At 43.7% G+C, this 13,150-nt stretch carries 11 protein-coding genes and 1 other annotated feature; of the genes, 1 reads left to right on the forward strand and 10 read right to left on the reverse strand.

Annotation, left to right across the window (positions count from 1 at the left end; genetic code table 11):
* Window positions 1-459 precede the first annotated feature (459 nt).
* Window positions 460-930: a YusW family protein gene (locus E2491_RS17025; protein WP_134376813.1), complete on the forward strand. Its 471-nt coding sequence runs from the start codon at window positions 460-462 to the stop codon at window positions 928-930.
* Between the two features lie 56 nt (window positions 931-986).
* On the opposite strand, the gene thrS is transcribed toward E2491_RS17025, so the two are convergent.
* The 10 genes from thrS to polA all read right to left on the reverse strand — a co-directional run bounded on the left by thrS (window position 987) and on the right by polA (window position 13,085).
* Complete coding sequence (gene thrS, locus E2491_RS17030; RefSeq protein ID WP_134376916.1) at window positions 987-2,918, reverse strand: threonine--tRNA ligase; 1,932 nt, start codon at window positions 2,916-2,918, stop codon at window positions 987-989.
* Between the two features lie 76 nt (window positions 2,919-2,994).
* Window positions 2,995-3,222: a binding site (T-box leader), on the reverse strand.
* Window positions 3,223-3,288: 66 nt separating this feature from the next.
* Window positions 3,289-4,227: a primosomal protein DnaI gene (gene dnaI, locus E2491_RS17035; protein WP_134376814.1), complete on the reverse strand. Its 939-nt coding sequence runs from the start codon at window positions 4,225-4,227 to the stop codon at window positions 3,289-3,291.
* Window positions 4,227-5,603 (reverse strand): replication initiation and membrane attachment family protein, encoded by a 1,377-nt coding sequence (locus E2491_RS17040; protein ID WP_134376815.1) that lies wholly within the window; start codon window positions 5,601-5,603, stop codon window positions 4,227-4,229. Before E2491_RS17040 ends, dnaI begins: the two co-directional genes overlap by 1 nt.
* A 57-nt stretch (window positions 5,604-5,660) precedes the next feature.
* Window positions 5,661-6,122 carry a transcriptional regulator NrdR gene (gene nrdR / locus E2491_RS17045; RefSeq protein WP_134376816.1) on the reverse strand — a complete coding sequence of 154 codons (462 nt, stop codon included), beginning with the start codon at window positions 6,120-6,122 and terminating at the stop codon, window positions 5,661-5,663.
* A 69-nt stretch (window positions 6,123-6,191) separates the two neighbouring features.
* Window positions 6,192-6,575 carry a cytosolic protein gene (locus E2491_RS17050; RefSeq protein ID WP_134376817.1) on the reverse strand — a complete coding sequence of 128 codons (384 nt, stop codon included), beginning with the start codon at window positions 6,573-6,575 and terminating at the stop codon, window positions 6,192-6,194.
* A gap of 424 nt (window positions 6,576-6,999) precedes the next feature.
* On the reverse strand, window positions 7,000-7,380 hold the full coding sequence (speD, locus tag E2491_RS17055; RefSeq protein WP_134376818.1) for an adenosylmethionine decarboxylase: 381 nt from the start codon (window positions 7,378-7,380) through the stop codon (window positions 7,000-7,002).
* Window positions 7,381-7,717: 337 nt separating this feature from the next.
* Window positions 7,718-8,755, reverse strand: a complete 1,038-nt coding sequence (locus tag E2491_RS17060) for a glyceraldehyde-3-phosphate dehydrogenase (protein ID WP_134376819.1) — start codon at window positions 8,753-8,755, stop codon at window positions 7,718-7,720.
* A gap of 194 nt (window positions 8,756-8,949) precedes the next feature.
* Window positions 8,950-9,546, reverse strand: a complete 597-nt coding sequence (coaE, locus tag E2491_RS17065) for a dephospho-CoA kinase (protein ID WP_134376820.1) — start codon at window positions 9,544-9,546, stop codon at window positions 8,950-8,952.
* Between the two features lie 18 nt (window positions 9,547-9,564).
* Complete coding sequence (mutM, locus tag E2491_RS17070) at window positions 9,565-10,437, reverse strand: bifunctional DNA-formamidopyrimidine glycosylase/DNA-(apurinic or apyrimidinic site) lyase (protein ID WP_134376821.1); 873 nt, start codon at window positions 10,435-10,437, stop codon at window positions 9,565-9,567.
* Window positions 10,438-10,457: 20 nt separating this feature from the next.
* Window positions 10,458-13,085, reverse strand: coding sequence for a DNA polymerase I (gene polA, locus E2491_RS17075; RefSeq protein WP_244093984.1), 2,628 nt, complete (start codon window positions 13,083-13,085; stop codon window positions 10,458-10,460).
* Window positions 13,086-13,150: the final 65 nt, after the last annotated feature.

The raw sequence follows: 13,150 nt of genomic DNA on the forward strand, positions 1-13,150 counted from the left end.
CGGTTTGCGTATAAGATAAGTGCTTTAAGACATAAAAAAAGCCGGAAACCACATTAGTTCCCCGCATCCATGCATGCCGATACATACTTCATGTATGCACGTACTGCGTGTTACCTGTCAGCTACTGCTGTGCCGGTCAGGTGAGAAGCGGGTGCCTCTTCTTGTACACAAATTCGTATTCAATTCACTCTTGCTATTGTAACGCAGCAAAAGTCTGCTGTCAATCCTTGTTCGTAATTAAATCAACATGATTGATCATATCAAATCATTTCAGGTCACGCAATAGTTTTTTGGATTTTTTTGACGAAGGGTGTTCCAGATATTTGAGCAGTCTTTCATAAGTTGATCTATCATGTTCTTAAAATCATGATGGATGATCTGTCTTCCTTCTCAAACTGCGTTTAAATTTGCTGAAACAGGCTAAACTGACTGTAAACCAACCAGAACGGAGGCACACAATTGAGATTAACATACACCTTTACCACTATTGCTACCATGACTTTTCTTCTTGCAGCCTGCGGTGATGATGAAACTGTCAGCAATCCCGAACCTGCAGAAGACGGCCAATCCGATCAGCAGACAGACGGCGGAACCCCACAGGATAACACCGACATCCCTTATCTTGAATTCGATGTTGATGTGGATTATGAAGGTAATGACAACGACTTTGAAACAACCTATGACGCTGAGGGTGAAACGATTGAGGCTTCCTTTGAAGATGAACAGAATATGATGATGCTCTCAGGGGATGACGCATTTCAAGAAATGCAGCCTGTATTAAGCGGATTTGAATTTACAGTAGATACACCCGATGAGGAAGTGATAGATGCTGTGATCGAAGGGTTTGAGATTGAAGAAGGCTTCCAGTCTATCGAAATTGAAATTAAATTCGAAGACGGTACAGAAAAAGATTATGAACGAGAAGCATAAAAAAAACCCGGCTGACTGATCAAGTTCAGTGCCGGGTTTTATGTGTCAAACCTTTATTATTTTCTAATATCGCTTTTAATAACTTCTGTAAACGCCTCTAAGGAAACTGTTTCAGAATCCTGTTCTCCGTATTTACGGACATTCACTTCGTTATTTTCCGCTTCTTTATCTCCCACAACAAGCATGTAAGGGATCTTCTTCATCTGAGCTTCACGGATCTTGTAGCCCATCTTTTCATCACGGCTATCCACCTCTACACGTGCACCCGCAAGTTGAAGCTGTTCCTGTACCTTTTTCGCATAATCAAGGTGGATCGATGGTGAAACCGGAATGACCTGAACCTGAACTGGAGACAGCCATACTGGAAGTGCTCCTTTATGTTCTTCAATCAGGAAGGCAACAAATCGTTCCATTGTGGAGACAACTCCGCGGTGAATCACGACCGGACGATGCTGCTTACCGTCTTCCCCGATATAATTCAGATCAAAACGTTCCGGTAAGAGGAAATCAAGCTGAACAGTTGAAAGCGTTTCTTCCTTACCGATCGCTGTTTTCACCTGAACATCAAGCTTCGGCCCGTAGAATGCTGCTTCACCTTCTGCTTCGAAGTAGTCATGGCCCATATCGTCCATGGCTTCCTTCAACATTGCCTGAGCCTTTTCCCACATCTCATCGTCATCAAAATACTTCTCTGTATCCTCAGGATCACGGTATGAAAGACGGAATTTATATTCATTTAAGCCGAAGTCCTTATACACTTCTTCGATCAGACGCACAACGCGCTGGAATTCTTCCTTGATCTGATCAGGACGCGCAAAAATATGCGCATCATTTAATGTCATCGCACGCACACGCTGAAGTCCGGATAAGGCTCCTGACATTTCATAACGGTGCATCAGACCAAGTTCAGCAATACGGATTGGCAGCTCACGATAGCTGTGAATATCCTGCTTGTATACCATCATATGGTGAGGGCAGTTCATCGGACGAAGGACAAGTGTTTCATTATCCATCTCCATTGGCGGGAACATGCCTTCTTCATAATGATCCCAGTGACCGCTTGTTTTGTAGAGTTCAGCACTGCCTAATGCAGGTGTGTACACGTGGTCATAGCCAAGCGAAATTTCTTTATCGACAATATAGCGTTCAATTGTACGGCGGATGGTCGCACCTTTTGGCAGCCAGATCGGGAGCCCCTGACCAACAAGCTGAGAACTTGTAAACAGGTCAAGCTCTTTCCCGATTTTACGGTGATCACGCTGCTTTGCTTCTTCAAGCATCTGAAGATGGTGATCAAGATCCTCTTTCTTAAAGAAAGCCGTACCGTAAATACGCTGAAGCATTTTATTATCGCTGTTTCCTCTCCAGTAGGCACCGGCAACGCTTAACAGCTTAAATTCTTTAATATGCTTTGTTGAAGGAACGTGGATACCGCGGCAAAGATCGAAAAATTCACTTTGCTTATAGATTGTCACGTCTTCATCAGACGGGATCGCTTCAATCAGCTCCAGCTTGTAAGGATCATTGATCTCTTCAAAACGGCGAACCGCTTCTGAGCGGCTGACCACTTCACGCTCCACATCAATGTTATCGCCGACGATTTTTTTCATTTCCTTTTCAATACGCGGAAGGTCTTCTGTTGAAATTGATGACTCTGTATCGATATCGTAGTAGAATCCGCCTTCAATCACAGGACCGACACCAAGCTTCGCATCCGGGTACAGACGTTTAACAGCCTGTGCCATCAAGTGGGCCGCGCTGTGACGCATGACTTCAAGAGACTCTTCATCATCAGGCGTTAAGATTGCGACTGTCGCATCTTCTTCGATCGGTGTGCGAAGATCGATCAGGTCCCCATTCACTTTACCTGCAACCGCTTTTTTCTTCAGTCCTGAAGAAATGGAGGAAGCAATTTTCTCAACAGATGTTCCTTTCGGATACTCCCGACTATTACCATCTGGAAATGTAATCAGCATGTTTTCTTCCATCATTAACACTCCTTTTTCATTTTGCATGGATTCTCGCCTTCATGCTTTTTATGCATATAAAAAAACCCCATCCCTGGAAAGGGACGGAGTTTTATCAAACCCGCGGTTCCACCCTTTTTTCTGAACAGACTGCATTCAGAATCTCTGGTTCAGCTAACGGGCTGCATCCGGTACAAATTACTGTAAGGTTCACTCGTACGGCTCAAGGGTGGTAAAGTCATTCCGCTTCATGAGAGGCTTGCAGCCATGTCCTCTCTCTCTGAAAATCAGCCAAAATGATTCATGTCCCCATCAGTGCCTTTAGAAATATCTAATTCAAATGTATAAAGACATTTTAGAGCAGTCCTTTTCCAAAAGCAAGAGGCTTTTTTTAAGAATTGCGTTTATTTTTCCCTTTCATTTCAACAGGTATAGAGAGAAATTTAATTCTTTCCATGATTCTCGCTGCCTTAACCGGCTCTTCCTCTCCACGCTGTGAGAATGTCAGGTGATGTTCAAGCCCTTCATAATCGAAATTGGAGGTGAAGAAAGTCGGAAGCCCCTCTGCCATTCTGTATTGTAAAATCGTACCGAGCACCTCATCACGCGCCCAGCTTGAAATTGATTCAGCACCGATATCATCCAGCATAAGAATCGATGCTTTTTTCACGGCATCTACTTTACCTGCAAACGACTGATCTCCTAATGACTGTTTCATTTCCTTCAGAAACTCCGGGAAATATAAAATGAAGCTTGCTTTATTTTTATTTTTCAATTCATTGGCGATTGCCCCAAGCAGATAGCTTTTCCCCACACCAAACTGTCCATAAAGGTAGAGACCTTTATAATGTTCAGGGTCTTCTGTCAGCCTTTTCACAAGATCTTCAGCCATTTGCAGCGCCTTCATTCGGGATGGACTGTCTATATCCACCTGATCAAAGGTTGCCTTCAGAACATCTTTCGGAACGTACATGCTTTGAATCAGCTTTTCCGTTTCCTTCTGCTCCCGGGCTGCCAGCTGTCTTGGACATGGTGCATACTGAAGGTCAATAAATCCATTCTGGATGATCAGCTTCGGCTCATATCCCTGCATCGTATTTTTACATTCCCCGAGGCTCGGACAATCCGCACATTTTACAGAGCGATTCATATATTCGTAAAGCTTGATCATCCCCTGATCCGCAGCATTCGGTGACAGATTTTCTTCATTTTGCTGAAGAAAATGCTGAACCTCGGGATTGGCTGCAATCTCTTTTTTCATCATTTCATATCTCTGCTGGAACTGATCGGAACCTGACAGGCGCCTGATCGTCCGGTTAATTGGATCCATTATTCATCACCTGCCATGCGTTTTTTCATTTCACGCTCTTTTAAATACCGTTCCCGCTCTTTTAAGAATTCCGGATCGGCCTCATCTTCTTCTGAATCAGCTTTTGAAGTAAACCAGTCCGGAAGTTTCTCTTTGCGGATTGTCTTGCCTTTTTTAGCCGGCTGTTTTCCTCCCGACTTTTTCCAGGTCATATAGCTTTTATACTCTTTTTTTGCTTCATCCATTGCTGCTTCCGCTGTCTGAATCCCCGATCTTACCCAGTGATTGGCGATCTGTTCAGCGAAGCCTTTCGTCAGCTTCATATTTGTTCGGAGCAGGACGAATTGGAGAAGGACATTTACGACCTCCTGAGGAAGCTTTTTTTCGTAAAGAAGCGTCTCGATCAATTCAAGTTCTGATCTTGTCGGGTCCACTCCCTTCGAGGCATCTGATAACACTTTTACAGGAGATGTCGTTTTAAGATAATGCAAAAGACTGTCTTCTGTATTCAGTTCCTCAACAGGTTCGTGCGCAGTGTTTTCAGCTGTTTTTGCTTTAATTCCGGGCAAAGTCCCTTTATTCCGTAGCTGAAAGACGTCACGGCAAGCCTTACGCAGTTCATGTACATCAACCCGGTCCTCTTCATTCAGCGCAGATAATATCGGATTTTTCATGTCAGTTTCAGATAAGCCGTAAAGGACGGAAAGCTTCACGATCATCTGTTTTACTTCATAAGTAAGTGCTTTCCGGGGAATCATCGCTTCTGATAAACCTGCCAGCAGCAGTTGAAAATCAAATCCCTGAAAATCTGCAGGTACCCCATCATTTTCAGCCCTGTAAACTACCGTTGTGTTTTTATCAGGAGCTTCAGCTTTTACAGGGGACAGCTTCATATCCGATTCAAAAACATCCTGAAAACTCCTCGTAATTTCTGTATAACCATCAAGACTTTCGAAAGGAACGGAAAAGTACTTTTTGAGCCGTTGAAACTGGGTACTGCCAATCTGTTTATAAAGAAAAACACTCAGCATCGGATCCTCAAAGAATAGACGTGCACTTAAAGGTGGCTGAAGCTGATAAAGGTAGGATTTCCTGTCAGCCGTTCCATGACGATAGGTTTTCAACAGTCCCATCCCCTCAAGACGCATTCTTGCCTGAAATACCTCATCAATGGAAAATGACAGCATAGCCATCAGAGAACCATGGCTATAGCCACTACTCTCCAGCTGATTTTTGTCTACTTCCATCCATAAAAGATTATAAAGGCTGACTGCTGCCGGCCCAACCAGCGGCTGATACAAAAATGTAAGGATTTCCCGATCATGACTGTTCAGCTGTCCGTTCAGCTGGACTTTATATTCATCTGAAGGCTGTATCTCTTTCCATCTGTTTGTCATACACTCAGACCCTTTCCTTTCAGACAAAAAAAGAGAAGAGGAAGACCTCTCACTCTCTTATGTACGTTCTTTATTCATCAGTTCTTTCAATTCCTCAATAAACACGTTGATGTCCTTAAACTGTCTGTAGACAGATGCAAACCGGACATAGGCAACCTCATCAACCTTTGACAGCCGGTCCATGACCATCTCGCCGATATCAACAGACGGGATCTCTGAAATCCCCTGATTGCGCAGCTCCCGTTCAATATCTCCTGAAATCTTCTCCAGATTCTCAAACGGCACCGGTCTCTTTTCACATGCTTTAATCAGACCTCTGAGAATTTTATCGCGGCTGAATTCTTCACGTATGCCATCTCTCTTCACAACGATGAGCGGAACTTCCTCCACTTTTTCAAACGTCGTAAAACGGTAGTGACACGATTCGCACTCTCTTCTTCTCCGGATTGATCTGCCTTCATCAATCTGACGGGAGTCAATTACTCTCGTATTATTTTCATGGCACGAAGGACATTTCATTTCACCAGCTCCAAATTGGGTCTATTTCTTACTATGATAGCCAAAATGGACGGAAATCACAAGGTGCCCTTAACGATCTGATTCCCTCAATTCTTTTGACATCGCCTGATAACAGGCAAGCACTTCCTCTTTCAATTTCGGATAAGCCCCTCCGACAATCGTCTGGTCCGTGGAAATCTTTAAGTCAAGCGCAGTGTGAATCGGTCTTGTACTCACAACAGTCGCAATAATAAACATCGAAGGCTTCTTTGTACGATTGATCATTATCTCTCCGTGATCCTTCGATTCCGACGAAATTTCGTATCCTTCACCCGAAAAATACTTTTTAACCTGATCATATACTTTGTCAAATGATGCTTTGTAATAACGCGTTTCCAGCTCTTTATCCGCATGCGTATCATGCGTCTCACACTCAGAACTGAATCGTTTAAACATTCCTTTTAAACCCGCCAACGTCATTCCTCCTCTAAACTCTGTATATCCATTCTATCAGTTTTTGTCGAATAAATAAAAACAGACGTCAAAACTCCACAAAAGCCATTTCAAATTATATGTACGGTTAAAAATCATTGCTTGTCCGTTTTCCCCCTCACCTTTTCTTAAATTCAGGAGATTTGAAGATTCCACAAGAGTCGGCCTTTTATTCTTCTATTACCACCTCTGTCTTAAGAAAATGAAATACGCCTCAAAGAGGGCTGGACTCACCCGCAGACTCCTGCGGCAGAGAAGCGACAGGTGAGACAGCGTAGTGCAAAGCACTAGCTGGCTCACCGCGCGGCCGCGGAAAGCGTAGGGTGAGTCCAGCCCGGCTTCACCATTTAATCAATATATAAAAAGAGGATGCACAAAGGCATCCTCATGAACGGTCAATATTCTATTAAACGGCACTAATAGCAGGTTTACCAACTTTAACAGGACCCATGCCTCTTGGCACTTCAACGGTTTCACGCGTTTGTGCACCAAGCGCTTCAGCAATATAATCTGCTGCGATTGTCGGATCCAGATCCCCGCATGTGTATACGTCAATACTCGCGTAACCATGCTCCGGGAAGCTGTGAATTGTAAGGTGTGATTCTGAAATAATCACAACGCCACTTACTCCCTGCGGTGCAAATTTGTGAAATGCCACTTCTCTGACTTCTGCTCCTGATTTTAGAGCAGCATCGACAAATGTCTGTTCGATTAACTCCATGCTGTTTAACTTTTCAAAGTCACAGCCCCATAATTCTGCAATTACATGACGACCCATAGTTTCCATTGATCGTTCCCCCTTAACAAAATTTGAACTCATCCGGTTGGTCAGACACTGACTGCCACGGGGGAAAGTTAGTCCGATGAGGTCCTAACCCTTTAAGCAGAAAGTTATGTTGTGTGGAACCGAAATAAGATCACGAAAAACAGTATACGTTTTTTTGAAGGGTTTTGCAATAACTTGTTTTGAAACAGAGATATTTGAAGGTTATTTTTGTCTGTTGATAGGAATATCACATTGGTTCATGTACCCCATAATCACCGGTTGTCTCAGGAGAAAATTTCTTCTCACACCAATAAATCAATTCATTAAAAAACTCCTGCCGTTTGGCAGGAGTTTCACCTTATGAAGCTGTTACTTCTCTATGTGACTGATCCATCTGGTGTGCCAGATGCTGAACCAGATCAACTACACGGCATGAGTAACCCCATTCGTTATCGTACCATGCAAGTACTTTAACTTTTGTAGCGCCCATTACCATTGTGGACAGACCGTCAATGATCGCTGAGTTTGGATTTGTGTTGAAATCAATGGATACAAGTGGTTCTGTTGTAAATGCCACGATTCCGTTAAGCTCGTTTTCAGCAGCCCGTCTAAACGCAGCGTTCACTTCATCCACCGTCACTTCCCGTTTTACATCTACAACAAGATCAACGAGCGATACGTTTGGTGTTGGAACGCGCAGTGCCATTCCGTGAAGTTTACCCTGAAGATTCGGCAAAACTTTTCCTAAAGCTTTAGCTGCACCTGTTGAAGTCGGAATGATAGATTGACCGCATGAGCGTGCACGGCGAAGATCCTTGTGCGGATTATCAATGTTTTTCTGGTCGTTCGTGTAGGCATGCACAGTCGTCATCAGACCGTTTTCGATACCGAATTCTTCATCGAGAATTTTTGCTACTGGAGCAAGACAATTTGTCGTGCAGGAAGCATTTGAAATGACATCATGCTGGTGAACATCAAGTGCGTCTTCGTTAACGCCCATCACAATCATGACATCCTCCTGCTTACCAGGTGCTGTTAATACAACTTTTTTAGCGCCAGCGTTTAAATGAAGAGCCGCTTTATCACGCGCATTAAATTTACCGGTAGCCTCAATCACAATATCAATTTGAAGACGTGCCCACGGAAGATTTTCCGGGTTACGGTCATTTACAAGGAGTATTTTCTTTCCGTTTACAGTTAATGAATCCTCGTCAGCGGTTACTTCAGCCGCAAACGCTCCATGAGTGGAATCATATTTAATGAGGTGCGCAAGTGTTTCCGGAGGGTAGCTGGCATTGATGGCTACAAGATTCAAATTGTCCTCCATAATCGCTTTTCTAAACACCATTCGGCCAATTCGGCCAAATCCATTAATGGCAATGTTCGTTTTTTTCATGAGGATCCCCCTAATAATGTTATACTTATAATCAAAATAACTAAAAATAGTATAACATATTAAAAGCGTTTGCAAAGACCTAATTGGTATTTTTCACGATTTTGCCAATCTTATGCTACGCAATTAAAAAAGCCGGAACCGCTCAAAAAGAGTCGGCTCCGGCTTTTAAATGTGCGTAAATCCAAATCTCAATATTATGGTTGCAGATCCCACTGCGTAATCACTTCATCCAGCTGTCTGATCGTCTCAGACAGACTACCGCTATTATCAAGAAAAGCATCTGCCAGCTGTTTTTTCTTTTCAGCCGGAATCTGTGACTGTATCCGGTCCAGTGCTTCCTGCTCTGAGTATCCATTGCGATCCATCAGACGCTTTTTTTGCACAGCCGCTTCCGCGTACACAACAAGGATTTTTTCAACCATCCATTGCAGTTCACTCTCAAACAGCAATGGAATGTCTAAAAAGATCGTGGTCTTACCTGAAGCAAGTGCTTCATCCTTTTGTCTGAGCATGTCCTGCCTGACAGCTGGATGAACAATCTCATTAAGCTTTTGACGCTGATCAGGATTACTGAAAATTTCATTTCCCATTTTGACACGATCCAGTTCGCCGTTTTCAAGGAAAAAATCATTACCAAACACTTCCCTGATTTTCAGGCTTGCTTCCTGTCCAGGTTCCACGACTTTTTTAGCTGACTGATCTGCGTCAATCACGGTAAAACCTCTTTTCATTAATTCGTTTGCTACCGTACTTTTACCGGTGGCGATACTTCCGGTCAGACCAATAATCATGTGACACAACCCTTTCTGTTAACGCTGGCATTTCGGGCAGTAATGAGAGGTACGCCCCCCGATAACGGCTTTTTTGACCCCATATCCGCATAATGGACACGCTTGTTTTGCATACATTTGCAGCCTTTCCTGCATTCCGCCTGCTTCTCCATTGACGTTACGGTAGTCCGAAATACTGCTGCCTCCCGCTTCGATTCCTTCTTTCAAAACGTCCACTATATGATGGAACAGCTCTTTTTTCTTCTGCAGGCTTAACCGCTCTGTTTTTCTTTTCGGATTCACCCGCGCTCTGAACAGTGCTTCTGTGGCATATATATTACCGCACCCTGCAATGACAGAGTGATGCATGATCGATTCCTTAATCGGCTTTTGGCTGAACCTTGGCCACTCGAGTGCGGTTAAAAACCGGCTTTCTGTATCGGCATCAAAAGGCTCCGGTCCAATAGCCAGTAAAGGTGGATGATCTGACTGATTTTTAAGGTGCCTCATTTCCCCAAACCTTCGGATATCCGAATACACCAGCAGCTGTTCATTGGAGAGCGTAAAAATAACATGAACATGGTTCCGGAACCTGATTTCCCCAATCTCCTCCACCGTATTCACGACAAACCAGGCGCCGGTCATACCTAAATGAGATAAAATCCATTCAGTACGTTCTTCTTTTTTCAGCCTGAATAATAAATATTTACTTCTCCGGTCTACTGTTTCAATCTCGGCATTCATAACTGAGCTTCTGAAATAGTCAAGACCTTCTCCTTTAACAACCGCTTTTCTACCTGATTCATGGGCGTTGATGACCGTATCGGAAAACACGGTTTCCACAATTTTCAATCCCGTTATTTTAGGTGCGAGTCCTCTTTTTACATGTTCTACTTCGGGAAGTTCCGGCATCCTTACCCGCTCCTTCCACTTTATTTTGCATCGTACCAGGTGTCGCCATATGAGTAATCCACCTTTAGGGGAACGGATAATTCAACAGCTTTTTCCATCACTTCAGGTACAAGTTTTTCAAGCTTCTCTATCTCATCCTTCGGACATTCAAAAATAAGTTCATCGTGCACCTGAAGCAGCATACGCGCTTTCAGATTTTCGTTTTTTAATGTTTCATCCATTTCAATCATTGCTTTTTTGATGATATCTGCTGCTGTTCCCTGAATCGGCGTATTCATCGCCGTACGTTCAGCAAAACCTCTTACATTAAAATTACGGCTTGTGATTTCAGGAATATATCTTCTGCGGTGAAGCAGCGTTTCCACATAGCCCTTTTGCTTTGCTTCATGAATGATATCATCCATATATTCCTTTACTTTCGGATAGCTCTCCAGATAGCGTTTGATAAATTCAGCAGCCTCTTTTCTTGGAATATCGAGACTTTGTGAAAGACCGTAATCACTGATGCCGTACACAATACCGAAATTGACCGCTTTCGCGTGACGACGCATGCCGGATGTAACCTCTTCTTTAGTCACTCCAAACACATCCATGGCGGTTTTAGTGTGAACATCCATTCCCTGGTGGAATGCTTCCTTCAGCCCTTCATCATCTGAAATGTGGGCAAGTACACGCAATTCAATTTGTGAATAATCTGCTGCAAACATCACCCAGCCGTCTTCAGATGGCACGAAAGCCTGACGGATTTTACGGCCTTCCTCAAGCCGGATCGGAATGTTCTGCAGGTTTGGATCCGTTGAACTCAGTCGTCCGGTCTGAGTCAGCACCTGATTATAACGGGTGTGAATTTTATTTGTATCCTCATGAATGACCTTCAGCAAACCTTCAATATAGGTTGATTGAAGTTTGCCAAGCTGCCTGAAATGTAAAATGTGTTCAATCACTTCATGTTCAGGCTTCAGCTTCTCAAGCACGTCTGCAGAAGTGGAATATCCTGTTTTCGTTTTCTTAAGTGCAGGGAGCCCCATTTTTTCAAACAGAATCACACCGAGCTGTTTTGGGGAATTAATATTAAATTCCTCCCCTGCAATCCGGTAAATATTCTGCTCTATTTCTTCAAGCTTTTCCTTCAGTTCAACGCCCATCTCCTTCAGGCGGCCGATATCCACCTTGACCCCTTTTTGTTCCATGGAAGCGAGAACCGTGGCCAGCGGCAGCTCAAGCTCCTCAAACAGACTGTACTGCTCGTTTTTCTTTAAAGCTTCAATACAAGTCTGCTTAATGTTCCCAATCGCAGCAGCCTTTCTCGCCACATGCTGCTGAAGCGTCTCATTGTCAGGTACTGCTTTTTTAGCTCCTTTTCCGTAGACCGATTCATCCGTTGGAACAGCATCGGCTCCGTGACGTTTTGCGATGGAGGCAAAATCATCAGCCGCTTCAGAAGCGTCAATGACGTAGGAAGCGATGAGAAGGTCAAAATCAATTCCTTTCAGCTGCATCCCTAAACGACCAAACGCTACGATCGACTGCTTCGCATCATAGACAGACTTTTTCACTGCGTCATTTTCAACCCACGCCTTAAAATGAGTGGATGCTGCAGCGTCTTCCGGAGAAATAAACAAAGTCTTTCCATCAAAATGCAGAGATATACCGAGAATTTGAGCAGTATGATAGTTCTCTCCGAACATTTCTACATATAATTCTGCCTCATCAGGCAGGCTGTTTTCATCAAGGTCAGAAACGGTTTCCCACTTTATCTCCTTCAGCTCCACTTTTTCTTCTGCCGGACCATCAAGCTTTTCTAGCAGTGAATTAAAACCGAGCTCCTTATAAAGCTTAATCAGCTTCGCAGCGTCTGCTTCTTTTTTTCCGAGCTGATCAAGTTTTACTGTGACAGGAGCGGTTCTTGTGATCGTCGCAAGCTTTTTACTCATGACTGCCTGCTGCTCATTATCTGCGAGCTTCTCTTTCAGCTTCGCCCCGCTTACCTCATCGATCGATTCGAATACTTTTTCCAGCGTGCCAAATTGTTTTAAGAGCTTTATCGCTGTTTTTTCACCGACCCCGGGAACGCCTGGAATGTTATCGGATGCGTCACCCATAAGTCCCTTCATATCAATGATCTGATCCGGTGTCAGCCCGTACTTTTCTTCAATATGTGCAGGCGTATATTTTTCCAGATCTGTAATTCCTTTTTTCGTTATATCCACTCTGACTTTATCAGAGGAGAGCTGCGTTAAGTCTTTATCTCCTGATACAACCACCGTCTCAAAGCCTTCTTTTTCAGCCTGTGCCGACAGTGTTCCGATGATATCATCCGCTTCGTACTGATCAAGCTCATAATATTCGATACTATGGGCATCCAGCAGATCGCGGATAAAAGGAAATTGCTCAGACAATTCAGGTGGTGTTTTCTGACGTCCTCCTTTATATTCTGAGAAGGTTTTATGCCGAAAGGTCGTTTTCCCTGCATCAAAAGCAACCATTAAGTGAGTCGGTTTTTCCTCATCGAGCAATTTCATTAGCATGGTTGTGAAGCCGTAAATGGCATTCGTATGTATTCCTTTATCATTATTCAGTAACGGTAAAGCAAAGAAAGCACGGTATGCAATACTGTTCCCATCAATCAGCATCAACTTTTTTGACACGCTGATCCACTCCTTTTCCGGTTCAATTACAGCAAAAAGCCGCTGTCCTTCCTTCATTTTAGCAT

It is taken from the genome of Jeotgalibacillus sp. R-1-5s-1, from assembly GCF_004405105.1.
GTDB lineage: Bacteria > Bacillota > Bacilli > Bacillales > Jeotgalibacillaceae > Jeotgalibacillus.

What these genes read in the sequence shown, in the direction of transcription:
- E2491_RS17040 (WP_134376815.1), bottom strand. Translation starts at nt 5,603, where the DNA reads ATGACAAACAGATGGAAAGAGATACAGCCTTCAGATGAATATAAAGTC.
- mutM (WP_134376821.1), bottom strand. Translation starts at nt 10,437, where the DNA reads ATGCCGGAACTTCCCGAAGTAGAACATGTAAAAAGAGGACTCGCACCT.
- speD (WP_134376818.1), bottom strand. Translation starts at nt 7,380, where the DNA reads ATGGAAACTATGGGTCGTCATGTAATTGCAGAATTATGGGGCTGTGAC.
- dnaI (WP_134376814.1), bottom strand. Translation starts at nt 4,227, where the DNA reads ATGGATCCAATTAACCGGACGATCAGGCGCCTGTCAGGTTCCGATCAG.
- thrS (WP_134376916.1), bottom strand. Translation starts at nt 2,918, where the DNA reads ATGGAAGAAAACATGCTGATTACATTTCCAGATGGTAATAGTCGGGAG.
- E2491_RS17060 (WP_134376819.1), bottom strand. Translation starts at nt 8,755, where the DNA reads ATGAAAAAAACGAACATTGCCATTAATGGATTTGGCCGAATTGGCCGA.
- nrdR (WP_134376816.1), bottom strand. Translation starts at nt 6,122, where the DNA reads ATGAAATGTCCTTCGTGCCATGAAAATAATACGAGAGTAATTGACTCC.
- coaE (WP_134376820.1), bottom strand. Translation starts at nt 9,546, where the DNA reads ATGATTATTGGTCTGACCGGAAGTATCGCCACCGGTAAAAGTACGGTA.